Below are 23,630 nucleotides of genomic sequence, written 5' to 3'. Positions count from 1 at the left end.
CATCACGCCGCCTTACAGATCAGCGGCCCGAGGGTCGGCAGTTTACGCTGCGGATCTTCGCGCACTATCACCGTCACCTGACAGGCGGAGCCATCGGGCTTCACCACCCGCAGCCTGTTGGAATCGCTTAATTCTTCCAGCCAGGCGATACCGTCATAGCCCACTACCGCCGTCGGTTTTTGCGCGCGGTATACCTGGCTGCCCGGCGGAATATCCTGCCCGGCTTCATCGTGCAGGATCACGCTGGCAACGCGGGTCTGAGTCATCGGGAATTCGACCAGATAACCGCTGTTGCGCCGCAGCGCCACCCGCTTTTCGGTTTCTTTCATCTGCATATCGGCCGGTAAGTCGAGAGTGTCAATTTGATAGCTGGCGGGGTAATACGCCGATACGCCGCTGATCAGCAGGTAGCCGTTTTTATTGGTTTTGCCAACCGGCTGGTTTTCATAGCTCACCGGGATGTCGGGGTAGCCGTCGGTGCTGATCACCACAAACGCATCGTTAATTTTGTTGGCGGCAAAAAGCTCACCGTCCATCAGTACCAGCGATCCCAACGCTTCTCCCCACCAGGTCATCATGTCAGGCTCGCCGTAACCGCCGCCCTGGAGTTCGGCCACATTATTTCGCCAGCCCAGCGACGCCTGCTGATAGCGGTCCGCCTGCGACTGTCTTGCCAGCGCCAGATTCCAGCTAAAGCCGCCGTCAGTGGGCATGGAATGACTGTAGTTGATGCGCTGGCTGTTACCGGCATCTGCGGTTTTATCCATGCTCAGTCCCAGACCATCGCGGTCGCCGAGCGGGATCTGTACCGACATCGCCATCGACCAGTCGCCCTGCTGCTGGTCCCGGCTGGCGGCAAGATACAGGCTGCTGCTGCCCCACAAATTGCGGCTCCATGACAGGCTCAGCAGTTCGGTGCGCTTGCTGTCGAAACTGCGCACGCCAATCCACGCCGCGCCAATATTGCCGAAATTTTGCAGGTTCATGGACAGCGAATATTGATCGCTGCGCTGGCTGAGGCTGATCACCGGATCGCGTTGGTTGTCCATTCTTTGCGCGCGGTCGTAGAGCGCGAGATTGCCGAATCCCATACTGCGGCGGCTGTGCTGCGTTCCCACGCTGAAGGCGCGGGTGTTGTACTGATAGCCCCAGTTGATTTGCTGTCCGCTCTCGCCGTGCATCTGGCTGTGGCTCCATGCGCTGTTGGCCACCCCGTAACGCCCGAGCTTCACCACACTGCCCGCGCCGCCGAGCGCCAGCGATTCCGCCCCTTCCGCATGGCTTTCCAGCGTCAGCCAGTCGGTCAGGCCATAGCGGTACGATCCGCTGGTCACCGCCTCACCATAATCAAAGTTTTCAATGGCGTAGTTGCGTCGCAGCGTGCCGACGGTGACGGCACCGTCGCTAAGTCCGGGCTTCAGCAGTTCGCTGTCAACGTAAAACGGCAGAACGGTGCTGACCTGACGGCCCTGGGTATCCGTGGTGACCACCACCGCGTTACCCGCGCCGTTGATATAGGGCAGATTGGTCAGCGAAAATGGGCCAGGCTGCAACTGGGTTGACCCGGCGCGCGAACCGTTAATAAACAGATCGACGGTAGTCGGCACCGCCGCCTCGCCGGAAAAGGCGGGCAGCGGCCAGGTCACCAGATCCGGGCGCAACGAAAAATCCCGCCCGTAGCGCACGCCGCCGACGCGCACGCTGCTGCTCCAGCTGAGCGCGTCGGTGATGGTATCGCCGATATTCCATTCGGTGGCATCGTCTTCATGGGTGAGATTCAGGGTAGTGTCATAGCGAATATAGCCGTCCTGCTGCGGTCCCAGGCTGTTCAGCGGCCGTCGCAGGCTGCCGGTTGAGGAAAGCGCGCCAGCATCATAGAAATAACGCAGTTCGTGCCACAGCGAAATCTGACTTCCGCCGCCGTCGGTCTGGCTGGTGTAAAGATCGTAATTGAGCAGCGCCCCGTGCCCGTTCATCGGCGTACTGCGCGGCGCATCGTCCTTAAACGCCGAGGCGCGGGCGGGCATACAGTCGCGGGGAACGGTCAGCAGCAGCCGCTGGCCGTTGCCGTCATAATCAACGCTGAACCCGGCGAGCGCGGCGAGATCCACCTCCCCCTGCGGCACGCAGGCGGCAGGGATCCCGGCGCGCTGTAAATTGGCGCTGGAGACTACGTAGTGGCCCGGTTGCACCGTCACCGGCACCACCTGCTGCGTATCGTAATGATTGATAACCAACGCCAGATGATAAACCGCCGGAGCGGTCGCCATCCGGCTATCGGGCGGTGGCGGCAGAGCATCGTCGGCGTCCTGCGCCACCGTCGCCCCGCAGGTCATCAGCAGCAGCGTCAGCAAGGTTAATTGCCCGGCGCGGCGTGCCATTTTGCATCCCGTGCATTTATGGTCGCGGTGAGTTCATCCGGTCTGCCGATCCCGGCGGGCAGCGGCCAGCTACGCGCCTGACCGGGAAGGACATAGCCTAAAAGCCCGTCCGCCAGCTTTTGCTTCTGGCTTCCCTGATGGACCGTTACCTGACTGAGCCGCAGATGCACGTTGCCTGCGTTATTAACCTCAAGCGCGGGCCTGCCGTTTTGCTGGACAACGCGCCAGCGCAGGCGATTTTTATCCACCTCGGTATGATTTTCCGCATTGCTGCGGGTGGCAATGCCGCTGCCGTAAACAAACAGCGGCAGAGAGTAGCGCATCTGGATTTTCAGGCCCATTTGCGGCGTATTGGGATCGTTCGGCTGGGGAATTTCATCGATGATAATCCGGTAGGCGTTTTCTTTGCCTGCCGGAGCGGGGATCTGTCTAATCAGCCGGATAAGCTGTTTACTGCCGCGCTCGATGCGCGAAATGGGCGGGCTGGCGACCACGTCCTGCTGCGCCTGATAACGCTCGTGACCGCCCTCCTGACTCCAGCGCACGATGCGGATCTGCATCATGGCGGGACTGTTGCCCTGATTCTCAATCCACAGTTCGCTGGCGTTCATGTCTGCGCCCAGCCACGGATCGATGGGCCAGAGTAAAATGCTGGCGGCGGCATCGGCTTTCGCCATAACGCCCAGCGAAGCCACCATCAGCAAAGTGCTTTTCAGAAGCGTAGAGGTGATGCCGCGCATAGTGTTCTCCCTTTTTACCATGACAAGGTCACGGTCAAACGATCGCTGTAGACACCTGCCGGACTCCAGCCGGTGAGCTGTGCCGCGCCGAATAAGGTCAGCGCAATGTTATTGCTGTCGGTCCAGGTCACGGAGACCTGCTGGTTAACGCCGATTTCACTGTTTGCTGCCAGCGAACTGTTGCTGTAGAGGCGGTAAGGAACGCGCTCGCTGCCGTTTTCCCGCTGGAGGTTGCGCACCGTGGCGTAGTATTGCCCGCCGTCAATCGCCATACTCAGCGCCACGCCGGGGGTACAGACCAGCGAAAGCGCGCTATCCGGTACGAACTGCGCGCTTACCCGCCCGGACTCGACGCCAGAATGGGTGCCAAAGTTGAGGGTGCCGAATATGCGCCCCGGCCCGCTGACCACAGAGCAGCCCGCGACGACGGTCGCGTTCACTTCAAAGTTCTGGCTGGTGATCGCCAAAGCGCGGGCGCTGTAACCCGCGAGGGTCATCACGATAACCAGCCACCCGCCGCGGCAACGCATCAGCCAATCAGTAGTTGACGCTGACGTTTATCGTGTCGGTATAGGTTCCCGGAACAACGGTAACGCTATCGCCGCCGCCCTGAATACGTCCGTACAGCGTGTAACTGTTGATTCCGCCGGTTGTCGAGGCGGAGGGAATATCGGTCTCATTTAAGATTTCAGTCTCGAAACCGCTGTCGCTGTAAATGGCATACGCCACGCCGAGAGTGCCATCAGCGGTGTTAACCAGGTAACGCGGCTGTGCGCCGACGGTGCCGACAGAGGTGCCAGGGTCCTGGGCATTGGTGTTCCCCGTGACCTGCACGGTATAACTGTCGGTCGTACACTGGATGGTGAAGTTGTTACCGCTGGCGGCTCCGCGAAGCTGGGTCGTCAGGGTGGAGAAGGTCGCCGGATGAGTCCCGAAATCCAGGGTCCCGAAGTTAATGCCGTTCTGGTTAGGGGAGCCGTTGATAAGACAGCCATTAGTGAGGGTCAGCGTGGCCCCGATGGTCCCGCTGCTGGTCACCGCCTGAGCAGGCGTGCCGATAAAAGCCAGCATACCGCCTGCAACAATAAGAAGACGCAATTGCTTCATAATACCGTCTCCGGTAATAAGATGAGTTCAGCGTTTTAATTTACGCTGCGGTCCTTGATGATCTGCCACCGCCGAAAGGGTAGCCGTCTGGTTCAAATTTAGTTGATTTTAGATAAGTTCGGCAAGCGGTTTCAGTTTTAACGAAAAACAGAATTTTCCGTTTTTATTCAATCAATTATAAAAATAACCAGTCATTAACGATGTAATGAAAAGAATATATTCATTTATCTGTGAGTTTAATCACAATGTATTATGCAGGATATATTTTAACGACGGGATTTTATTTCAGCGGGGAATTAATAATGTCATACTTTATTTAAAGCGGGGAAAGTCAGCAAGCGAAGGATTTTATTTTCGGATAATTTTCCAGGTTAAACCGTCTTTCCCGCGCTTCGGCTGGGAAAGACGGTTTACTCCGCGACGTTACGCCGCGTGATGCGCAGCGGAATCCAGCAGCGCCATTTCTTCGCTGTTCAGCAGTTTCTCAATGTTAACCAGAATCAGCATTCGCTCGCCCAGCGCACCGAGGCCGGTAAGGTATTCAGTGGAGAGCGTGACCGCGAATTCCGGGGCCGGACGGATTTGATCGGCAGTCAGGGACAACACGTCGGAGACGCCATCAACCACGATGCCGACCACGCGCTGACCAAGATTAAGCACGATCACCACCGTATTGTCGTTATATTCCACGCCCTGCTGCTCGAACTTTACACGCAGATCGACAATCGGCACGATCACGCCGCGCAGATTGGTGACGCCTTTAATAAACGCAGGCGTGTTGGCGATGCGCGTCACCTGATCGTAGCCACGGATCTCCTGCACTTTGAGGATATCGATACCGTACTCTTCATCGCCCAGCGTGAAGACCAGAAATTCCTGGCCCGATGGCTCACCTGCCAGTTTTGTCACATTATTCATACCGGTCATGTTTTTACCCTTTTAACGTAATCAGGCAGCAGTGTGCGCCATGCGTTGTTCACGATTTAATCCCTGAAGCGCTGATACATCGACGATCAGCGCCACGCTGCCATCACCAAGAATGGTGGCAGCGGAAATGCCAGGCACTTTGCGGTAGTTGCTCTCAAGGTTTTTCACCACCACCTGATGCTGGCCGATGAGCTGGTCAATCAGCAGCGCGTAGCGGCGTCCGGCGGTTTGCAGGATCACCACGATGCCCTGGGTGGCCTCGGTTTTCGCGCCTTCCACGTCGAACACTTTCCACAGTTCCACCAGCGGCAGATATTCGCCGCGCACTTCCAGCACGCGCTCGCCGCCCGCCAGCGGATGCAGATCTTCTTCGCGCGGCTGGAGCGATTCCATCACCGCATTCAGCGGCAGAATAAAGACTTCACCGCTGACTTTGACCGACATGCCGTCGAGGATCGCCAGCGTCAGCGGCAGCAGAATGCGGATGGTGGTGCCGGTGCCCTGCTTCGACTGGATCTCAACGTGACCGCCCATTTCCTGGATGTTCCGTTTCACCACGTCCATGCCCACGCCGCGCCCGGATACATCGGTCACCTGCTCGGCGGTGGAGAAGCCCGGCGCGAAAATCAGCATCCCGACTTCTTCGTCGCTCATGTTTTCATGGATTGCCATGCCCTGCGAGGCAGCTTTCGCCAGAATGCGCTCGCGGTTAAGGCCCGCGCCATCGTCGGTGACTTCAATACAGATATTGCCACCCTGATGCTCGGCGGAGAGGATCAGGTTGCCCACCGCCGATTTCCCGGCGGCCATGCGGGTATCCGGGGACTCAATGCCGTGGTCAAGGCTGTTACGCACCAGGTGAGTTAACGGATCGATAATGCGCTCGATCAGGCTTTTATCCAGTTCGGTGGAGCTACCCATAAGAGTCAGTTCCACCTGCTTGTTCAGCTTGCTCGCCAGATCGCGCACCAGGCGCGGGAAGCGGCTGAAGACGTACTCCATCGGCATCATGCGGATGGACATCACCGATTCCTGGAGATCGCGGGCGTTACGTTGTAACTGCCCCATGCTGGTAATCAAATCGCCGTGCGTGACCGGGTCGAGTTCGTTGGAACGCTGGGCCAGCATCGACTGGGTGATCACCAGTTCGCCGACCAGGTTAATCAGTTGATCGACCTTCTCGACCGCCACGCGAATGCTGGACGATTCGCTGACGCGGGCGGGCTTTTCTGCCCCGCTTCGCGCGGCAGGCGCTTCTTTCGGCACCGCCACCAGCACCGGCGCGGCGGGCGCAGGCGCTTCTGCAACGGTTTCTTCTTCAGGCTCCGGCTCTGCTTCCACCGCCACCTTCTCAAAGGCGATCTGGTCGGCTTCAATCACAAAGCACAGCACGGCGACGATATCGTCTTCGTCCACGCTGCCGTCAAGCATCGCTGAGAGCGAATCCGCCGTTTTCTCAACCTGGGTGAGCTGCGCCAGGTTGCCCAGTTCCTCTTCCAGTAAGTCCGGCTCGCCCGCTTTCAGGCGCGACAGCACAATGCGCGTCTGCCCGGCCTGCGCCTGCGGTTCTTCTTTTTCCACCACCGTCAGCTTTGCAGCAGGCGGCGGTACGGCCTCGCCTTTTGCTTCCAGCGCTAACTGACGCAGCGCGTTGCAGATATATTCAAAGCTGGCAGCGTCCGGCTCCTGAGAGCTTTTATAAGCATCGAGCTGTTCCTGCATAATATCTTTAGTTTCCAAAAACAGGTTGATAATGTCGGTGTTGAGCTGCATTTCGCCACGGCGGGCTTCATCCAGCAGGTTTTCCATCAGGTGCGTGGTTTCCTGCAAAATGGAGAAGCCAAAGGTTCCCGCGCCGCCTTTAATCGAGTGGGCAGCGCGAAAAATCGCGTTGAGCTGCTCTCCATCCGGTGCCTCCGGGACCAGATCCAGCAGATGCTGTTCCATGTCGGCCAGTAACTCATCGGCTTCATCAAAAAACGTCTGATAAAAATCGCTAATATCCATGCTCACGCTATCACCTCGGATCGGCTTGTGGCGATGTGGGACCGGCCTCCTGCGCCTGCGGCGCGGAAGGCTGTAATTCACTAAACGGAACGTTCTGGCTCTCGGCGTTTTCGTTGAGAATGGCCTGCTCCGTTCGTTTGTTAAGCACTACCAGGCTAATGCGACGGTTGATGGCGTCGTCGCCCCCCCGGTCAGCGAGGCGCATGGTGGCGGCCATCCCGACCACGCGCAGCACTTTGCCGCTGTCCAGACTGCCCGCCACCAGTTCGCGGCGCGAGGCGTTTGCGCGGTCGGCGGAAAGCTCCCAGTTGCTGTAGCCTTTGTCCCCGTTGGCATACTGAAAATCATCGGTATGGCCGGAGAGACTGATTTTGTTAGGGATTTCATTCAGCACCGGCGCAATCGCCCGCAGAATGTCACGCATATACGGCTCAACTTCCGCGCTGCCGGTTTTAAACATTGGCCGGTTCTGGCTGTCGATGATTTGAATACGCAGCCCTTCCGGCACCAGATCGATTTTCAGATGCGGGCGCAGGGCTTTCAGTTTCGGGTCGGCTTCAATTAACTGGTCCAGCTCGCCGCGAATTTTTTTCAGGCGGTTGACTTCCATCCGCTCACGTAGCTGTTCGACGTTCGGCTGCTTATGAACTTCGCCCTGCTGCTGGGTATAGTCATCGCCGCCGCCGGGAATGGGGCTGTCGCTGTTGGAGACGCGCGGCCCGCCGGTCACCGCCGTCGCCAGCGGAGTACGGAAGTATTCAGCGATCTGGATCAGCTCTTTCGGGCTGGAGATGGAGATCAGCCACATCACCAGAAAAAAGGCCATCATCGCGGTCATAAAGTCGGCATAGGCGATCTTCCACGATCCGTGCGCGCCTCCGCCGTGGCCTTTATGCTTGCGTCGCTTAACAACGACGATAGGATGCGACTGATTCTTCATGCGTCCTCAGTCGTGGTCTGTTGGGCCGACGGGTTTCTCATCGCGCGAACGTGCTCTTCCAGCTCGACAAAGGAGGGGCGCTCGCTGGAGTAGAGGGTTTTACGCCCGAATTCCACGGCAATCGGCGGCGCGTAGCCGTTAAGGTTAGAGAGCAGCGTGATTTTGACGCACTGCATCATTTTGGTGGTCTCCGCGCTTTTCTGCCGCAGGACGCTTGCCAGCGGTGAGATAAACCCGTAGGCCAGCAGGATGCCGAGGAAGGTGCCGACCATCGCGTGGGCGATCAGCGCGCCCAATTCCGCCGCCGGGCGATCGGCCGATGCCAGCGCGTGAACCACGCCCATCACTGCCGCCACAATACCAAACGCGGGCAGCGAATCGCCGACCGACGCCAGGGCGTTGGCGGGCACTTCGGCCTCGCTTTCGTGGGTTTCGATCTCTTCATCCATCAGCGCTTCGATTTCGAAGGTGTTCATGTTGCCGCTGATAATCAGACGCAAATAGTCGATGATAAAATCGAGCATAATGCCGTCGGCGAGAATGCGCGGATAGCTGGCGAAGATTTCGCTCTCTTTCGGATTTTCAATGTCCCGCTCCAGCGAGAACATCCCCTGCTGACGCGACTTCGCCATCAGGCGATAGAGCAGCGCCAGCAAATCCATATACATACTTTTGGTGTATTTTGAGCGGCGAAAGAGAAGCGGGATCGCCTTCAGCGTCCCCTTGATTGACTTACCGTTGTTGCCAACGATAAACGCACCCACGCCTGCCCCACCGATAATGATAAGTTCAGCCGGTTGATAGAGTGCTCCAAGGTGCCCGCCGGTCATCATATAACCGCCGAAAACTGTACCGAGAACGACCAGGTAACCCAATAAGATAAGCACGACATCATCCTTTCTGTTGACCAGAGCGGGATGCACAAATCGATGATTAACGCGTCAGGGAGGCAAAAAAAAGCAGCGGTAATTGCTTACCGCTGCTGGAGTGTTGACCACACCGTATCGGTTAAACAGCCTGTTCGATCTGTTCATCCAGCAGTTGTGGAGTAATATCGGCAACATCGCGGGAAAGTTTACGTCTTTTTACGGCGCGGGATGGCGGCTGGCATAAGCTGCATACAAAACTGCCCACCGGCTGATGCGCATGGGTAATAAAATTGCCGTCGCAGCAGCTGCAATGCGAGAGCTGAAGCATACCGCTCTCCACAAAACGCACCAGCGTCCACGCGCGGGTGAGCGCCAGCAGCGGCCCGTCCTCCCCCTGCTGCGGACATTGTTCAAGATACAGGCGATACGCTTTGATCACCGCATCGACACCGCTGCATAACCCGGTTTTCAGCAAATACTGCCAGGCGTTGCAGAACATCGACGAATGAATGTTCTGCTCCCAGGTCATAAACCAGTCGGTGGAAAACGGCAGCATCCCTTTTGGCGGCGGGCTGCCACGCAATTCTTTATACAGTCTGATAAGACGACCACGGCTCAGCTGTGTCTCGCTTTCCAGCATCTGTAAGCGAGCGCCCAGAGTGATCAGCTCCATTGCCAGCTGAATATCACGGGCTTCCTGAACAATGCTTTTTTCGCTCATCATCAGGCCCTTTTTTTACGCGCGGCGTCAGCCTGGCCCGCTTCGGAAAGCAAACGGGTGGACAGAAGAATTCCGGTATGAATTTGTTGTAAGTCGTCTACACGTGAATCCTGCGTCAGCCGGGTGATAGTCTCATGGCTATCAAAACGGAACTCGCAGATCAGCTGATTAGTTTCAGCCAGTTTCACCATTTGCGGCAGCGTCAGCTCTACCAGCGTTGTTGCCATCTCTTCATTGATACCAAGACGAAACATCGCTGAAGGCTTGTCCTGGCTAATCAAACGCTGTGCAAGGAGGAGATACGACAGGTTGATGTCATAAATATGTTTCAGCAACTCGGATGTATGCATTTTTCCCATCCAGAATAACCCGCTATTGTCTTATGCGGCCTCGCCGCACCCCGTGATGTCGCCGGGAAAACCCCGGTAAAAAAAGAAAAGGTCAAAATGCATAGTTGTACTTGGATGCTACAGCTCTGGAGCAGTCTCTTATCGGGAGACTATGTCACCAGAAACATGTTAAAGATTTCTTACAAATAACTAAGATTTTTCCTAATTGGACGCAACTGTACTCGTCGGCCTGACCACATACAACGAGGCGCGGTGGTCATTTTGAAAACTATGTGATCTACGTCACATAATGTACGTAAATATTAATAATAAATCCATCATTACCATCAATTTGTTGATGAAATTTTATCCATTTCCCCGCTTTTATATTCTTAGCGGGCGAATAGTCATGCAATAATTAATCCGTCGCGTGCTTATAATTATTCCTGCGATCTGAAACGGGATTTCAGAGGCGGTGCCGTTTCTATTGTAGAAATCTTTAAATAAAAAATTGTTAAATTACATAGCGTTAAACTTTAATGTAACAGAAATAGTCGCCGCAGGTAATCAAAACTCTAATGTTAATTTTTATATCATATATTTAACATTTACCTATAGCATTTTTAATATTTTGATAATATTAGCGATTATTTTAACGTTCAGAGTCGCCGTTATGCCGCTTATAAGAATAATTTATGAATAATTTGAAGGTAATCGAGAAACCGTGATTTGCCCTCTTGCAGCGGCTGGCGGAATGGAGTATGCAAAGAGGAATATCCCGCGTTTAATGCGTCTGAAAGGAGGTCCGATGCTCTACCAACATATCCTGGTCGCGGTGGCGGCGACGCCGGAAAGCCACCGGCTTGTCGCCAAAGCCGTGTCAATTGCCCGCCCGCTTAATGCCCGCATCAGCCTGATTACCCTCGCCACCGATCCTGAAATGTACAACCATTTTGCGGCGCCAATGCTGGAGAATCTGCGTGAAGTGGTGCAGGAAGAGACCCAGCAGTTTCTGCGTGAAATCGCCCGGCAAGCGGAGTATCCCATCGCGCAGACGCTTATCGCCTCCGGCGAACTGCGCGAACATATCAAGGCGTTTTGCCAGGCTCAGCAGGTGGACCTGGTGATTTGTGGCAATCATAACCACAGCTTTTTCTCCCGCGCGACGTGCTCGGCAAAAAATATCATTGGCAATACTCAGGTCGATGTGTTGCTGGTGGCGCTGGAATAAAACATAAAAAATGCCCGGCAGCGCGGGCTGTCGGGCATTCAGCGGAACGGGGTTTAATCAGGCAAGTTTCGGAAACGTCGCCACGTTGTTTTGCAGCTGGCTTTCTTCACTGCGTGGCGCGATCTGCTTTAGGTCGTGAATAAACCTCTCCTGCCAGTGATTAATATCGTTATTGCGGATCACTTCCAGCATTTCAGCATGGCGTGAAATTCGCTCGGCGAGCGGCATGGTCAGCGCACGGTTCATTGCTGCCGCCACGTCATCGCGGTCATAAGGGTTAACAATCAGCGCAGAGGTCAGCTCGTTAGCGGCCCCGGCAAACTGCGAAAGGATCAGTACGCCCGGATTTTCCGGGTCCTGCGCGGCAACGTACTCTTTTGCCACCAGGTTCATCCCGTCACGCAGCGGCGTGACCAGCCCCACATCGGAATAGCGGAAGACTTTCATCAGCAGCTTGCGGTCAAAATGCTGGTTGAGGTAGTACAGCGGCGTCCAGCCAAGCTGACCGTATTTCCCGTTAATGCGCCCCGCCAGGTTCTCCAGCTGGTGACGGATATCCTGATACGCCTGCACTTCGCCACGCGAGGTCGGTGCGATCTGGGTATAGCGGATCTTGCCGTGGTGCTCCGGGAATTTTTCCAGCAGCGTTTCGTAGGCCATAAAGCGTTCCGGCAAGCCTTTGGAGTAATCCAGACGCTCAACGGAAAAGATGTTTTTCACATTCTTTAATTCGTTCTTCAACTGCGCCAGTTTCGGCGGCAGCGGGCCGATAGCCTGACGGGTGATCTCTTCCGGCTCAATGCCGATAGGATACACGGCAGTGCGGAAATGCTTGCCCCAGGCGGTATGGGATTTCCCTTCGCGGGTGGTCAGGCGCGTTTGCACCGAGATGCAGTCGAGGAACGCCAGACGGTCGTTTTCGGTCTGGAAGCCCAGCAAATCGTAATCGCATAGCTGCTCAAGCAGCTCCGCATTCGGCGGCAGCGCGTTAAAGATTTCCGGGGTCGGGAAAGGAATATGCAGGAAGAAGCCAATCTGATTGTTCACGCCACGTTTACGCAGTTCGCTGGCAAACGGCAACAGATGGTAATCATGGATCCACAGGATATCGTCGTCTTCCAGCAGCGGCAGCAGTTTATCCGCCAGCAGCGCGTTAACGCGCAAATACCCTTCCCAGGAATCACGCTGAAAATCGACTAAATCAAGACGGTAGTGAAAGGCGGGCCACAGCACGGCGTTGGAGAACTGGCTGTAGTAATGCTCATAATCCTGTTCGCTAAGATTAAATGACGCCCAGGTAATGTTACCTTTACTGACCTTTTTTAGCGGCTGGTCCTCATTGCCGACGTCCCCACTCCAACCAAACCACAGGCCACCTGCGGCTTTTAATGCGCCAAGAACCCCGACCGCCAGGCCACCCGCGCTGGCTTTTTTATCATCGGGCGGGGCAATACGATTAGATACTACGACTAAGCGACTCATGGCCATCTCTCCTGTCTGTTAGCGCTTTTTCTTGTAATTGTTGGTTTTCAGCAATAGTTTGTAGCCACTGATGCACATCGGGAACGCCCGCCAGACGCCACTGCGCCTGCGTTGCCCCCGGTCCTACTTTAATGGAAACGCCGTCGAGCTGGTTGACCACCCCGAATCCGGCTTCGTCAGTCAGGTCGTCACCGACAAAGACTGGCGTCTTACCGCGAAAAGGCGCTTCCTGCATAAAGGCGGCAATCGCCTCACCTTTACTGATGCCCTGCGGTTTTATTTCCACTACGCATTTACCGGGCTGTAATGCCAGCTCCGGGTAAAACCCTACCAGCCCCTGCGCCAGCGCCATAATGCGCTCTTCATATTGCGGTGCCTGGCGATAGTGCAGCGCGAAAGCCATCCCTTTGGCTTCCAGCTCACAGCCCGGCAGCGACTCAAGGGCGGTGGTTAACTGATCGTTCAGCGCGCTGACGATATCAGCAGACAGCGCGACAATGTGCGTTTTTCCAGAGAAATCACGTCTTTCTGCCCCATGCACCCCGGCCAGCGGAAAGTGCAGCGGACTGGCGAGCGCATCGAGTTCAGCCATCGAGCGCCCGGAAACCAGCGCTACCGCGCCCTCGTTTTTTTGCGCCAGCAGGTGCAAGGCATTACGCGCGTCAACAGACAACGACACCTGATCCGGGTGCGGTTTGATTTCAGCGAGGGTGCCGTCGAGGTCGAAGAAGAAAGCGTAGTTTCCCTTAAGCACAGGCGGTACAGATAACTGGTCAGCCACCCTGATTTCCTCCTTACATTTACAACCCAAAGCGGGTTTTTACTCAAACGTTAGCCATGTAAGTATAGACAGTGTGACCAGCCTCGCCATTTTCAAATGAAAACGCCAGCGGGGTTAGCCGCTGGCGTTAAACCGGGATAAGCTTAAAAGTTAGTGCGTTTTATCACACCGTCCGCTTCGCTTTTTGTTTGTAACGGTCGAAGATCACCGCTGCCAGCAGAATCAATCCGCGCACCACATATTGCGAGAATGGCGAAATATTCAGCAGGTTCATGGCGTTTTCTACCGTACCCAAAATTAAGATCCCGGCGACCACGTAGGAGATCTTACCGATGCCCCCTTTCAGCGACACGCCGCCCAGCACGCAGGCTGAGATAACGATCAGCTCGTAGCCAATCGAGGTCATCGGCTGTCCGCTGGTCATGCGGGAGGCCAGAATGATCCCCGCCGCCGCCGACACCAGACCGGACAAAACAAAAATGATAATTTTGGTACGCACTACCGGCACGCCTGCCAGACGCGCCGCTTCTTCGTTGCCGCCAATCGCCAGAGTATTGCGCCCGAAAGTGGTTTTATTCAGGAGTAATCCGAAGATAATCAGGCAGCCAACGGTCAGCCAGATCGGCGCGGGCAGACCCAGCCAGTTAGCGTAGCCAAGGGTAAAAAAGCGCTCGTCTTCAATGCCGACCGCTTTACCGTCGGAGATGATATAGGCCAGTCCGCGCACGATCTGCATGGTGGCAAGCGTCGTGATCAGGGCGTTGATTTTCAGCTTAGCAATCACGAAACCGTTGATCAGTCCGCAGATCACCCCCAGCATTAATCCGGCGAAAACGCCAAGCCACAGGCTTTCGCTCAGGTTAATGACGACCGCGGTGGTGACCCCCGCGCAGGCGATGACCGAGGCGACCGAGAGGTCGAAATCGCCGGATGCCAGGCAAAACAGCATCCCGCACGCCACCATCCCGGACATAGAGATCGCCAGTCCCAGCCCCTTCATGTTAATAAAGGAAGCAAAGTTGGGCACGAAGATCGCGCAGGCAATAAATACCACCGCGAAGACGACCAGCATTCCGTACTGATCCCAGATGCGCCCGATGCTCATTGACGACTTAGAAGCACCCGTTGTGGTCACAGATGACATATTCAACTCCTTTAATCAGGCAACCGCCTGGCTGACTTTAGGCATGGCAAGGCTAAGCGCCTGCTGTTCTTTAGCGTCGTGATGCAAAAGCTCACCGGCAATCTCCCCTTCGCGCATCACCACGATGCGATCGGCCACGCCCAGCACTTCAGGCAGATCGCTGGAGGCGAAGAGAACGGCGACCCCGGAGGCCGCGAGGGCATAAATCACGTTGTAAATTTCATGCTTCGCCCCGACGTCGATGCCGCGCGTCGGCTCGTCGAGCAAAATGACTTTCATCTCTTCGGAGAGCCAGCGCCCCAGAATGGCTTTCTGTTGGTTGCCGCCGGAGAGATTCATGATCAACTGCTCCGCGCCCGGCGTTTTGATATTCAGCGACTGAATATGATGGTCGGCGTTGCGCGCTTCCCAGCGGTTATTAATGACGCAGCCCGCGTGGATATGCTTGCGGCGCGCGCTGATGTTGATGTTGTCGCGAACGGAATGGACCGGGATAATCCCTTCCGCCTTGCGGTCTTCCGGGCAGAGCATCATCCCGGCGCGAATGGCCTGCGATGGCTTCTGGATGTTAACCGGCTCGCCGTCGATATATACCTGCCCTTCGCCGATCCGCGTGCCGCCGAATAAGCCTTTCATTAACTCGCTGCGCCCGGCACCCACCAGCCCAAACAGGCCGACGATTTCGCCGCTGCGCACCGTCAGACTGATGGGCGTGCGTACCCCCGGTGCTTTTACCCGATCCAGCCGCAGACGCTCCGCGCCATATTCGCGCGGCTGCCAGCCGTAGATATCACCCAGATCGCGCCCGACCATCGCCTGGACCAGCGCTTCATGATTGACCTTCTGCATATCGGTAAAAGTGCAAACGTAGCGCCCGTCTTTAAAGACGGTGATGGCGTCGCTTAAGGCAAAAATTTCTTCCATACGGTGGGAGACGTAAATAATGACCCGCCCTTCCTGACGCAGTTCGCGGATCACCCGAAACAGATTGTCGATTTCACGCGCGGAAAGTGAACTGGTCGGCTCGTCAAAGGCAATGACTTTGGCATTACGCGCCAGTGCCTTGGCGATTTCGACCATTTGCCACTGGCCGATGGAGAGGTACTTCAGCGGCGTCTGCGGATCGATATCCAGCCCCAGATGTTCCAGTTGCAGACGCGCTTCATAATTCAGTAACGAGCGGTTTACGATCCCGCCTTTATGCGGAAGCTGCCCGAGGTAAATATTTTCCGCCACGGTCATTTCCGGGATCAGGTGCAGTTCCTGATAGATAATCGCCACACCCGCATTCAGCGCGGCGGTGGTATCCGCAAAGGCTATCTCGTTGCCCTGTAGCGCCAGCGTTCCGCTGGTCGGGGCATAGTTCCCGCTAAGAATTTTTAGCAGGGTCGATTTTCCGGCACCGTTTTCGCCCATTAACGCGTGAATTTGTCCGGCATGGCAGTCAAAGCTGATGTCGGAGAGCGCCTTCACGCCAGGGAAGGTTTTGCTGATGCCGCGAAAGGAGAGATAAGGGGTAGACTGCTGCATAACGACTCCGCCATTAAGAGTAGAACCTGAACGCCCCTCGCGGTCAGACGAGGGGCGCCATCATGGTTGACTGAAATCGGTTAAAGCCCTTTTTTCGCCAGTTCTTCTTTGAAGTTATCGCGGGTGATCAGCACCACGTCGGTAACAGCGGTAAATTTCGGCGGCTCCACGCCCTTCTCAACCCAGTTATAGAGTAATTCGCTGGTTTTGTAGCCGTGGATATCCGGGCTGGGCAGCAGGGAGCCGAAGAAGCCAGTTTGCTGGTTTTTCGACAGTTCGCTTACCGCGTCAACCCCGTTAATGCCGATGCCGATCACGTCCGCCGCTTTGAAGCCCTGACCTTCGGTCGCGCGCACGCCGCCAAGTACGGTGTTGTCGTTCATGCCGACCACCAGCCAGTGTTTCACTTCTGGATGCTGTACCAGCAGCGAGTTGCCCGCATCAAATGCGCCGGGGATATCGTTGGATTTGGTGGGCACCTGGTAGATCTGTTTTTCCGGGAAGCCAGCGGCTTTTAATGCATCCATAGAGCCGGTGGTACGACGGCGGGCGGTATCCAGTTCGTTTGCGGTAATCGCCATCACCGCAGTTTCTTTTACGTCCCAGCCGCGTTTTTGCATCTCTTTATACAGTTCCTGCCCCTGACGCGCGCCAATTTCGCTGGCGGCCATCATCACCAGCGGCACGCTTTCCATCGGCTTGCCTTTGGCGTTAACGAACTGGTCATCCACCGCGATAACTTTCATGTCATAGCCGCGTGCTTTGGCGACGATAGCGGAGCCGAGTTTCGGGTCGGGAGTACAAATCACAAAACCTTTTACACCGCTGGCTGCGAGGCTATCGATGGCATTAAGGGTTTTCTCACCGTCCGGCACGGCAATTTTCACCACTTCGAATCCCAAATCTTTGCCTGCTTTATCCGCAAATTTCCACTCGGTCTGAAACCAGGGTTCTTCCGGCTGTTTCACCAGAAAGCCCAGCTTCATGGTTTCTGCAATAGCCGATTGTGACATAACCGCAGCGAGACCGATGGCCGCGAGCGCTTTAGTGAATTTGTGCATGTTAAACTCCAGCGTTTACATTCTTTTATGTAGGGAACGATCGGACGTAATAGTTTTAATCGGACATAAAACAACGCATTAGCATTCATGAGGCGAATAATGCCTTTGCTGAAATCATTATTAGCGGGAAATACATTCTCCATAAGAGAGCGCCATCACATCGCAGAATTACAGTCATTGCGTACATATATTCAGCAAGAAATGACATAAAGTGGAGCGGTATTGTCGGACAATTTGCGCGGGGTGTAGCAGGATTGTCTATATCGCCAGCCTGCTTATCCTTGTCCCGGACGCACGCGGCATCCGGGACACGTCGGCTTACCAGCGATAATCAATATGATCGGCGTGATCGCGCACCGGTTTTTCATCGTCCAGCAGGCGGGCTGCCACGGTCAGAGCGAAGTCAAAAACCAGTCCCAGCCCTTTGCCGCTGATCAGGTTGCCATCTTCCACCACGGCGGCATCAACATATTCACCATCCCGCACCGTCTGCCAGAGATCGCCTGAGCAGACGTAGCGACGGCCTTTCAGCAAACCATTGCCGCCCAGCACGCGCGCGGCGGCAGAGCAAATCGGACAAATAAATTTCCCGGCGTTATCGTGGGCGGTGATAAAACGCACCACCTCCTGGCTGGCCGCGAGGTTCACACTGCCCTGCGGTCCCCCCGGCAACACGATGGCGTCGTAAAGGTCATCAGCACGTTCAGTCAGGGTCGCGTCCGCCACCATCGGGATATCATGGTAGCTGACCACCGCCCGTGATTCGGCACAGGCCAGGGTGTCGACCTCAATGTTGAGGCGACGCAAAATATCGATAGTGACAATTGCTTCTGATTCTTCAAAACCGGGGGCCAGCAGTACGGCAACTTTCTTCATCAGTCACGTCCTTACGTTCATCGGTGAATGTTTTTAAGCGCTCATCAGACGTACCCGCGCAGGCGCGCTGAAGACGATGATGGCAAATGAGTAAATATGATCTGGCTCAATTTTTAATGAATTTTATGGCGGTAAAAAATAGCAACCGCGTTGCCCGTTATCAGCGCCATTAATAGCAGCAGATCGCATTTCCGCCTGCCATCCTACGCTTTATGAAACCTCATTTCAACTTGAATGAAATATTGTTTTCTCTATATATATCATCGTATTAAAGTTTTACGAATGACATTTTTTTGTGATGAATCATACTGCTACATAACTTGTAACCAGTTGTAAAAGCGAAGGTTTAAGGCTTTTCTTAAAGCCGGAAGGGTTTTATCCTGCGCAGGAATTTACGGAAAAGTAACGCCCGATCACATACAGCTACAGCACAGTTTAACTATTCTGTATTCAGTATCGGCGACACATGAATAACGCACGTTTTATCGTTTTCATGAATTATGCGCTTTTGCAGAAATCGTCTCCCAAGGTAATAAGGATATATTGGTATGACTACTTCAGGAATGGTTCAAAAACTCAATGCCCAAATGAACCTGGAATTCAACGCCTCGAATCGTTATCTGCGCTTAAGCGAATGGTGCGCCAGACGCAGACTTAACGGCACCGCGATTTTTCTGCGTTCCCAGGCGCAAATCAATATTACCCAGATGATGCGGATGTTTGATTTTATGAAAAATGCCGGAGGTAATCCGGTGGTAGAGAGGGCCTTACCCATTGAGGAGCCGTGTGCCACGCTTGAAGATCTCTTTTCCCAGACGATGCAGGATTATCACCGACGCACGGAAACGCTGACGAAGCTCACGGAGGAAGCGCGCGAGTTGCAGGATGAAACGACGCTGGCCTTTCTGACCCAGATGAAATCGGACCGCGAGGAGCACGGTCTGCTGCTGCAAACCATTCTTGAAGAGGTGCGCAGCGCCGATCAGTCAGGGCTGGGCATGGAGCAAACCGATCGTCATTTATTAAACGTCGTTAATTTCCGTAAGCATTAATTCCTCTCCTTTCGCCTTCCCGGTGAGTTCAGCCGGGAAGGCATCTACCTTGTCGTCCACTTTTCTCTCTTACTGCGCCGCTGCCCCATCAATAAAATGTTAACAGAATGTATATAAGACGATGTTTTTATTAACATTTTATAAATTAGATCTACCTCTCATTGAGTAGCCTTACAAAATGCAATGATTCAGTAATCTTATGTTTTTGCAAAAGGTGCTTTATGATAACCCTTGAGTTTGTGGTCATTATTCTCTGTCTGTTAGTGGGTACGCGGTTTGGCGGCATGGGGCTGGGGTTAATCAGCGGCATCGGGCTGTTCATTCTGACGTTTATTTTCGGGCTGGAGCCGGGCAAACCGCCGGTAGACGTGATGCTGACCATCCTCGCAGTGATCGGCTGTGCCGCCACGCTGCAAACGGCTGGCGGGCTTAACGTGATGATGCAGTTTGCCGAGCGCCTGCTGCGTAAACATCCGCAGCACATTACCCTGCTGGCCCCGTTCACCACCTGGTCCCTCACCTTTCTGTGCGGCACCGGGCACGTGGTTTACACCATGTTTCCAATTATCGCCGATATCGCGCTGAAAAAAGGCATCCGTCCTGAGCGTCCGATGGCGGTGGCGTCGATTGCCTCACAAATGGCGATCACCGCCTCGCCGGTGTCGGTCGCGGTGGTTTCGCTGGTGTCGATTATCGGCGCGAATCACGGCGTGGGTCAGGCGTGGGGGATTCTGGAAATTCTCGCTGTCTCAGTACCGGCGTCGCTGTTCGGCGTGGCGATTGCCGCCCTGTGGAGCCTGCGTCGCGGCAAGGATTTAGCCGATGATGAAGAGTTCCAGCAGAAGCTGAAAGATCCCAAACAGCGTGAGTTTATTTACGGTAGCAGTGAAACCCTGATGGATCAGCGTTTTCCGAAGTACGCCTACTGGTCAACGTGGATTTTCTTCGCCGGGATTCTGGTAGTGGTACTGCTGGGGGCGATCCCTGAACTGCGTCCCTCTTTTGAGTTAAAAGGGAAACTGACGCCGCTGTCGATGAACCTGACGATTCAGATGATGATGCTGATTGCCGGGGCGATCATCCTGATGGTGTGCAAGGTCAGTGCCACGACGATTTCCAACGGCGCGGTATTCAAGGCCGGGATGGTGGCGATTTTCTCTGTCTTCGGCGTAGCGTGGATGAGCGACACCTTCTTTCAGGCGCACCTTACCGAACTGAAAATGGCGCTGGAAGGGGTGGTGAAAACCCATCCGTGGACCTATGCCATCGTGCTGTTTCTGGTTTCCAAACTGGTGAACAGCCAGGCGGCCGCGCTGACCGCCGTCGCGCCGATGGGGTTGATGCTGGGCGTGGAGCCGAAAATGCTGGTGGCGTTTTTCCCGGCTTCATATGGTTATTTCGTGCTGCCAACCTACCCGAGCGATCTGGCCTGTATCGGTTTTGACCGCTCCGGCACCACCCGCATTGGCAAATTCATTATTAACCACAGCTTTATTCTGCCGGGATTAATCGGCGTGAGCTGCGCCTGCGCCGCCAGCTATCTGCTGGTTCAAACCTTCTTTTGATGTCCTTCACCATCCGGCCCGGCGCTTGCCGGGACGGGCTTAATGCGTTTCTTCCTGCGGCGTAAACTTCATTTCAATCAGCGCAATCGCTTTCTGAATGCCGCGCAGGGTGACCGGGTCAGCCGCCGCCGGGTGAGAGGTAAAGTCAATCGCGCGAAGCTGCGCTGACATTTTATCGCGCACTTCGGCAGGCGCGATAATATCAATCACATCAAGAAGTTGTTTGATCACCAGCTGGCAGGCGACGATATCGGAGACCAGTTCCTGGTCGGCACTGAGAGTATTGGACATGTTGCGCTCCTGATTAAAGGGGCGTAATAGTACCTCATGCATTGCCAAATGGCAGGCATAAAAAAACCTGCCGCAGCAGGTTTTTTTATCAGAACATAGCGCCAGGCGGTACGTCTTTGAAGGTTTTGCAGTAGTTTTCAAACATGCTTTTCAGGATTTTGCGGAATTTCATCGTTGTGCTCCAGATTTGTTATGCAGGTGTTACTGTCTACAGCTCTATAATATGACCTGCGTCACAAAAATCAACCACAACGTGATAAAAATCACATAAATTTTACACGTATTGGTAAAACATTAAACAAAAGTTATGCGAAATCCGCAGCTTATCCCGGGCAGGCTGCGGATATTTTTTTCTTTACTATGGCAAGCGTAAATGAGTGAAAGCATTTCGAAGAAGGAGGCGCGCGGGCTGTCACCCGCCGCATTGCTGGTTGCAGGCGCGTTCTTTATGGAGTTTCTCGACGGGACGGTGATCGCCACCGCTCTGCCGGATATGGGAAAAACCTTTGGCGTGGAGGCGGTGGATCTTAACATCGGTATCAGCGCCTATTTGATCACCCTCGCCGTGCTGATCCCTGCCAGCGGCTGGATTGCCGACCGCTTCGGCGCGCGCCGGGTGTTTACTCTCGCCCTCGCCATTTTCACCCTCGCCTCGGTGCTTTGTGGGCTGGCGACCAGCGTCGAGACCTTTGTAGCGATGCGTATTTTCCAGGGCATGGGCGGCGCGCTGATGGTGCCGGTCGGGCGGCTGGCGGTATTGCGCACCACGCCGAAGCATAAGCTGATCTCCGCCATCGCCACCCTCACCTGGCCCGCGCTGGTTGCGCCGATCATCGGCCCGCCGCTGGGGGGCTTCATCACCAGCTACGCCGACTGGCGCTGGATCTTCTTTATTAACCTGCCGATTGGGCTGATTGCAATCCTGCTTTCGCTGCGCATTATCCCGGATATTCGCGAGCCGGAGCGACGGCCCTTTGACCTGACGGGTTTTCTCGCCACCGCCGTTGCGATGGTCAGTCTGGTTTGTGCCATGGAAGCGCTGGGCGGCGAAAGGGTGCAGAGCGGACTGACGCTGGCGCTGCTGGTGGTCGGCGGGCTGACCCTGTTCTACGCCCTGCGCCATTTTCGCCGTGCGCGCTGGCCGATGATCCGCCTTGATGCGCTGGCAGTTCCCACCTTTCGCGTGACGATGTACGGCGGTTCGCTGTTTCGTTCGTCTATCAGCTCCGTGCCTTTTCTGCTGCCGCTGCTGTTTCAGGTGGGCTTTGGCATGGACCCCTTTCACGCCGGTTCGCTGGTGCTGGCGGTTTTTGTCGGCAACCTGACGATCAAACCGGCCACCACGCCGCTGATCCGCTGGCTGGGCTTTCGTCGCCTGCTGTTAATTAACGGGGCGCTGAACGTGCTGGCGCTGCTGGCCTGCGCCCTGCTGACGCCGCAAACGCCGGTGTGGGTGACGCTGCTGATCCTTTATCTGGGCGGCGTATTTCGCTCGGTGCAGTTTACGGGGATCAGCACGCTGGCCTTTGCCGATGTGCCATCGAGCCAGATGAGCTATGCAAATACGCTGTTCAGCACCGCTACACAGCTGGCGATTGGTCTGGGGATCACTCTGGGCGCGATTGGCATTCGCATCGGGGAAAAAGTCAGCGACTGGCTGGCGTTATCCGCCATTCCCGGCGTCAGTTTTCGGCTGGCGTTTGTGTTTATCGCGCTGATTTGTCTGGTGGGGATGTTTGATACTTTCCGGCTGACCCGAGAGGCGGGCAGTTCGGTATCACAAAAAAAGGGTAGCTAGCGCGCCGGCTCACCCTCTTCCATAGGGAGAGGGTGTGGTCAGTGCCTCGGTTGAGGTTATGTACTAACCGCGCTGCTATCACGCTGGCACTACCCTTCCGTCAAAATTAATCAGCCGAGAATTTCGCGCACAAACGCTTCAATCTCTTTATTCTGGCTGTTTTCAAAGAAGCACTTCTGGAAGCGCTCGCCGGAAACGGCGGTTTTCACCAGTTCCGGGTCAATGGCGCGCAGGGTGTCAAGATAATTCTCTTTCACCACGGCGGCTTTCACCTGGTTCAGAATGCCCGCGTTACGTACCTGCGGCTCTTTACGCTCTGGCGGATAGCCTTCGCCGGTACGCCCGGTAAAGGCTTTTTCAAAGATAAAGCGCACGTTCAGTTCCGCGCCCCAGCCGAAGCCTTTGGCGAAAGGCAGCGCCAGCGCGTTACCGTTGTTGATCTGGGCGAACAGGAAAGCGTCGGCCGGATCGATACAATAACCGCAGATCACCCCCGGATGGATGTTGAGCGACATCAGCGCGCCCTGCCCGGTCCCGCAGCCCGTTACCACGAAATCGACCGCTTTTGAGTTCAGCAAAATGCTGGCCATAATTCCCAGGTGGATATACGTGAGATGATGATCGTTTTCATCGCTCATGCCGACGTTATAGACCGGGAAATCTTTTTCCCCTGCGACGGCGTTTAATTCTTTGAGGATGATGGCATTTTTTGCGGCCTGGCTGTTTTCCATCATCAGTGCAATTTTCATTCTTTACTCTCCTGCTGGCTTCGTGGCGTGTTCCACGGTGAAGTAAACA

At 55.2% G+C, this 23,630-nt stretch carries 23 protein-coding genes; 4 read left to right on the top strand and 19 right to left on the bottom strand.

Annotated elements, in window-relative coordinates:
- Nucleotides 1-2: 2 nt before the first annotated feature.
- The 10 genes from RT197_RS01315 to flhD form a co-directional block, all read right to left on the bottom strand.
- Entirely contained in the window at nucleotides 3-2,381 is a 2,379-nt protein-coding gene (locus RT197_RS01315; RefSeq protein ID WP_312946496.1) for a fimbria/pilus outer membrane usher protein, read from the bottom strand.
- Nucleotides 2,357-3,121, bottom strand: coding sequence for a molecular chaperone (locus tag RT197_RS01310; RefSeq protein ID WP_409529663.1), 765 nt, complete (start codon nucleotides 3,119-3,121; stop codon nucleotides 2,357-2,359). The genes RT197_RS01315 and RT197_RS01310 overlap by 25 nt, the downstream gene beginning before the upstream one ends.
- A 14-nt stretch (nucleotides 3,122-3,135) precedes the next feature.
- The gene (locus RT197_RS01305) at nucleotides 3,136-3,618 is read right to left on the bottom strand and encodes a spore coat U domain-containing protein (protein WP_312947552.1); all 483 of its coding nucleotides are present in this window, start codon (nucleotides 3,616-3,618) and stop codon (nucleotides 3,136-3,138) included.
- Between the two features lie 40 nt (nucleotides 3,619-3,658).
- Entirely contained in the window at nucleotides 3,659-4,228 is a 570-nt protein-coding gene (locus RT197_RS01300) for a spore coat protein U domain-containing protein (protein ID WP_312946494.1), read from the bottom strand.
- A gap of 423 nt (nucleotides 4,229-4,651) precedes the next feature.
- Complete coding sequence (gene cheW / locus RT197_RS01295; RefSeq protein ID WP_312946492.1) at nucleotides 4,652-5,155, bottom strand: chemotaxis protein CheW; 504 nt, start codon at nucleotides 5,153-5,155, stop codon at nucleotides 4,652-4,654.
- A gap of 21 nt (nucleotides 5,156-5,176) precedes the next feature.
- Complete coding sequence (cheA, locus tag RT197_RS01290; protein ID WP_312946490.1) at nucleotides 5,177-7,168, bottom strand: chemotaxis protein CheA; 1,992 nt, start codon at nucleotides 7,166-7,168, stop codon at nucleotides 5,177-5,179.
- Nucleotides 7,169-7,172: 4 nt separating this feature from the next.
- Nucleotides 7,173-8,102, bottom strand: a complete 930-nt coding sequence (motB, locus tag RT197_RS01285; RefSeq protein WP_312946488.1) for a flagellar motor protein MotB — start codon at nucleotides 8,100-8,102, stop codon at nucleotides 7,173-7,175.
- Nucleotides 8,099-8,989: a flagellar motor stator protein MotA gene (motA, locus tag RT197_RS01280; protein WP_312946486.1), complete on the bottom strand. Its 891-nt coding sequence runs from the start codon at nucleotides 8,987-8,989 to the stop codon at nucleotides 8,099-8,101. The genes motB and motA overlap by 4 nt, the downstream gene beginning before the upstream one ends.
- A 121-nt stretch (nucleotides 8,990-9,110) precedes the next feature.
- Nucleotides 9,111-9,698, bottom strand: coding sequence for a flagellar transcriptional regulator FlhC (gene flhC, locus RT197_RS01275; RefSeq protein ID WP_312947551.1), 588 nt, complete (start codon nucleotides 9,696-9,698; stop codon nucleotides 9,111-9,113).
- Nucleotides 9,695-10,042 (bottom strand): flagellar transcriptional regulator FlhD, encoded by a 348-nt coding sequence (gene flhD, locus RT197_RS01270; RefSeq protein ID WP_312946484.1) that lies wholly within the window; start codon nucleotides 10,040-10,042, stop codon nucleotides 9,695-9,697. The genes flhC and flhD overlap by 4 nt, the downstream gene beginning before the upstream one ends.
- A gap of 787 nt (nucleotides 10,043-10,829) precedes the next feature.
- On the opposite strand from flhD, the gene uspC reads away from it, so the two are divergent.
- Entirely contained in the window at nucleotides 10,830-11,252 is a 423-nt protein-coding gene (gene uspC, locus RT197_RS01265) for a universal stress protein UspC (RefSeq protein WP_312946482.1), read from the top strand.
- A 57-nt stretch (nucleotides 11,253-11,309) separates the two neighbouring features.
- On the opposite strand, the gene otsA is transcribed toward uspC, so the two are convergent.
- The 6 genes from otsA to RT197_RS01235 all read right to left on the bottom strand — a co-directional run bounded on the left by otsA (nucleotide 11,310) and on the right by RT197_RS01235 (nucleotide 18,126).
- Nucleotides 11,310-12,734 (bottom strand): alpha,alpha-trehalose-phosphate synthase, encoded by a 1,425-nt coding sequence (gene otsA, locus RT197_RS01260; RefSeq protein WP_312946480.1) that lies wholly within the window; start codon nucleotides 12,732-12,734, stop codon nucleotides 11,310-11,312.
- Nucleotides 12,709-13,515: a trehalose-phosphatase gene (otsB, locus tag RT197_RS01255; RefSeq protein ID WP_312946479.1), complete on the bottom strand. Its 807-nt coding sequence runs from the start codon at nucleotides 13,513-13,515 to the stop codon at nucleotides 12,709-12,711. The genes otsA and otsB overlap by 26 nt, the downstream gene beginning before the upstream one ends.
- A gap of 163 nt (nucleotides 13,516-13,678) precedes the next feature.
- On the bottom strand, nucleotides 13,679-14,659 hold the full coding sequence (gene araH, locus RT197_RS01250) for an L-arabinose ABC transporter permease AraH (RefSeq protein ID WP_312946477.1): 981 nt from the start codon (nucleotides 14,657-14,659) through the stop codon (nucleotides 13,679-13,681).
- A gap of 15 nt (nucleotides 14,660-14,674) precedes the next feature.
- Nucleotides 14,675-16,189 carry an L-arabinose ABC transporter ATP-binding protein AraG gene (gene araG / locus RT197_RS01245; RefSeq protein WP_312946475.1) on the bottom strand — a complete coding sequence of 505 codons (1,515 nt, stop codon included), beginning with the start codon at nucleotides 16,187-16,189 and terminating at the stop codon, nucleotides 14,675-14,677.
- Between the two features lie 80 nt (nucleotides 16,190-16,269).
- On the bottom strand, nucleotides 16,270-17,250 hold the full coding sequence (locus RT197_RS01240) for an arabinose ABC transporter substrate-binding protein (protein ID WP_312946474.1): 981 nt from the start codon (nucleotides 17,248-17,250) through the stop codon (nucleotides 16,270-16,272).
- A 318-nt stretch (nucleotides 17,251-17,568) separates the two neighbouring features.
- Nucleotides 17,569-18,126 carry a DJ-1/PfpI family protein gene (locus RT197_RS01235; RefSeq protein ID WP_312946473.1) on the bottom strand — a complete coding sequence of 186 codons (558 nt, stop codon included), beginning with the start codon at nucleotides 18,124-18,126 and terminating at the stop codon, nucleotides 17,569-17,571.
- Between the two features lie 548 nt (nucleotides 18,127-18,674).
- Here RT197_RS01235 and RT197_RS01230 point away from each other — a divergent pair.
- Both RT197_RS01230 and RT197_RS01225 read left to right on the top strand, forming a co-directional pair.
- A complete protein-coding gene (locus RT197_RS01230; RefSeq protein WP_312946472.1) occupies nucleotides 18,675-19,178 on the top strand; it encodes a non-heme ferritin-like protein in 504 nt (167 codons plus the stop codon).
- A 221-nt stretch (nucleotides 19,179-19,399) separates the two neighbouring features.
- Complete coding sequence (locus tag RT197_RS01225; RefSeq protein ID WP_312946470.1) at nucleotides 19,400-20,743, top strand: anaerobic C4-dicarboxylate transporter; 1,344 nt, start codon at nucleotides 19,400-19,402, stop codon at nucleotides 20,741-20,743.
- A 39-nt stretch (nucleotides 20,744-20,782) separates the two neighbouring features.
- Here RT197_RS01225 and RT197_RS01220 read toward each other — a convergent pair whose 3' ends face one another.
- Both RT197_RS01220 and azuC read right to left on the bottom strand, forming a co-directional pair.
- Nucleotides 20,783-21,034, bottom strand: a complete 252-nt coding sequence (locus RT197_RS01220) for a DUF2766 family protein (RefSeq protein ID WP_312946468.1) — start codon at nucleotides 21,032-21,034, stop codon at nucleotides 20,783-20,785.
- An 88-nt stretch (nucleotides 21,035-21,122) separates the two neighbouring features.
- Entirely contained in the window at nucleotides 21,123-21,206 is an 84-nt protein-coding gene (gene azuC / locus RT197_RS01215) for a stress response protein AzuC (RefSeq protein ID WP_103676150.1), read from the bottom strand.
- A 201-nt stretch (nucleotides 21,207-21,407) separates the two neighbouring features.
- Here azuC and RT197_RS01210 point away from each other — a divergent pair, with 201 nt between their 5' ends.
- Nucleotides 21,408-22,832: an MFS transporter gene (locus RT197_RS01210; RefSeq protein ID WP_312946466.1), complete on the top strand. Its 1,425-nt coding sequence runs from the start codon at nucleotides 21,408-21,410 to the stop codon at nucleotides 22,830-22,832.
- Between the two features lie 110 nt (nucleotides 22,833-22,942).
- Here the strand turns inward: RT197_RS01210 and RT197_RS01205 are convergent, their stop codons facing one another.
- Nucleotides 22,943-23,581: an RpiB/LacA/LacB family sugar-phosphate isomerase gene (locus tag RT197_RS01205; protein WP_312946464.1), complete on the bottom strand. Its 639-nt coding sequence runs from the start codon at nucleotides 23,579-23,581 to the stop codon at nucleotides 22,943-22,945.
- Nucleotides 23,582-23,630: the final 49 nt, after the last annotated feature.

Origin of the sequence: Superficieibacter sp., assembly GCF_032071645.1 — a bacterium.
In the GTDB taxonomy this organism is placed as follows: domain Bacteria; phylum Pseudomonadota; class Gammaproteobacteria; order Enterobacterales; family Enterobacteriaceae; genus Superficieibacter.
Note: the sequence above shows the minus strand (reverse complement) of the source record. Positions and strands in the feature narration are given on the sequence as shown.

Coding starts and splice junctions, on each gene's coding strand:
- RT197_RS01315 (WP_312946496.1), bottom strand. CDS start 2,381: ATGGCACGCCGCGCCGGGCAATTAACCTTGCTGACGCTGCTGCTGATG.
- RT197_RS01310 (WP_409529663.1), bottom strand. CDS start 3,121: ATGCGCGGCATCACCTCTACGCTTCTGAAAAGCACTTTGCTGATGGTG.
- RT197_RS01305 (WP_312947552.1), bottom strand. CDS start 3,618: ATGACCCTCGCGGGTTACAGCGCCCGCGCTTTGGCGATCACCAGCCAG.
- RT197_RS01300 (WP_312946494.1), bottom strand. CDS start 4,228: ATGAAGCAATTGCGTCTTCTTATTGTTGCAGGCGGTATGCTGGCTTTT.
- cheW (WP_312946492.1), bottom strand. CDS start 5,155: ATGACCGGTATGAATAATGTGACAAAACTGGCAGGTGAGCCATCGGGC.
- motB (WP_312946488.1), bottom strand. CDS start 8,102: ATGAAGAATCAGTCGCATCCTATCGTCGTTGTTAAGCGACGCAAGCAT.
- flhD (WP_312946484.1), bottom strand. CDS start 10,042: ATGCATACATCCGAGTTGCTGAAACATATTTATGACATCAACCTGTCG.
- uspC (WP_312946482.1), top strand. CDS start 10,830: ATGCTCTACCAACATATCCTGGTCGCGGTGGCGGCGACGCCGGAAAGC.
- otsA (WP_312946480.1), bottom strand. CDS start 12,734: ATGAGTCGCTTAGTCGTAGTATCTAATCGTATTGCCCCGCCCGATGAT.
- araH (WP_312946477.1), bottom strand. CDS start 14,659: ATGTCATCTGTGACCACAACGGGTGCTTCTAAGTCGTCAATGAGCATC.
- araG (WP_312946475.1), bottom strand. CDS start 16,189: ATGCAGCAGTCTACCCCTTATCTCTCCTTTCGCGGCATCAGCAAAACC.
- RT197_RS01240 (WP_312946474.1), bottom strand. CDS start 17,250: ATGCACAAATTCACTAAAGCGCTCGCGGCCATCGGTCTCGCTGCGGTT.
- RT197_RS01235 (WP_312946473.1), bottom strand. CDS start 18,126: ATGAAGAAAGTTGCCGTACTGCTGGCCCCCGGTTTTGAAGAATCAGAA.
- RT197_RS01230 (WP_312946472.1), top strand. CDS start 18,675: ATGACTACTTCAGGAATGGTTCAAAAACTCAATGCCCAAATGAACCTG.
- RT197_RS01225 (WP_312946470.1), top strand. CDS start 19,400: ATGATAACCCTTGAGTTTGTGGTCATTATTCTCTGTCTGTTAGTGGGT.
- RT197_RS01220 (WP_312946468.1), bottom strand. CDS start 21,034: ATGTCCAATACTCTCAGTGCCGACCAGGAACTGGTCTCCGATATCGTC.
- azuC (WP_103676150.1), bottom strand. CDS start 21,206: ATGAAATTCCGCAAAATCCTGAAAAGCATGTTTGAAAACTACTGCAAA.
- RT197_RS01210 (WP_312946466.1), top strand. CDS start 21,408: ATGAGTGAAAGCATTTCGAAGAAGGAGGCGCGCGGGCTGTCACCCGCC.
- RT197_RS01205 (WP_312946464.1), bottom strand. CDS start 23,581: ATGAAAATTGCACTGATGATGGAAAACAGCCAGGCCGCAAAAAATGCC.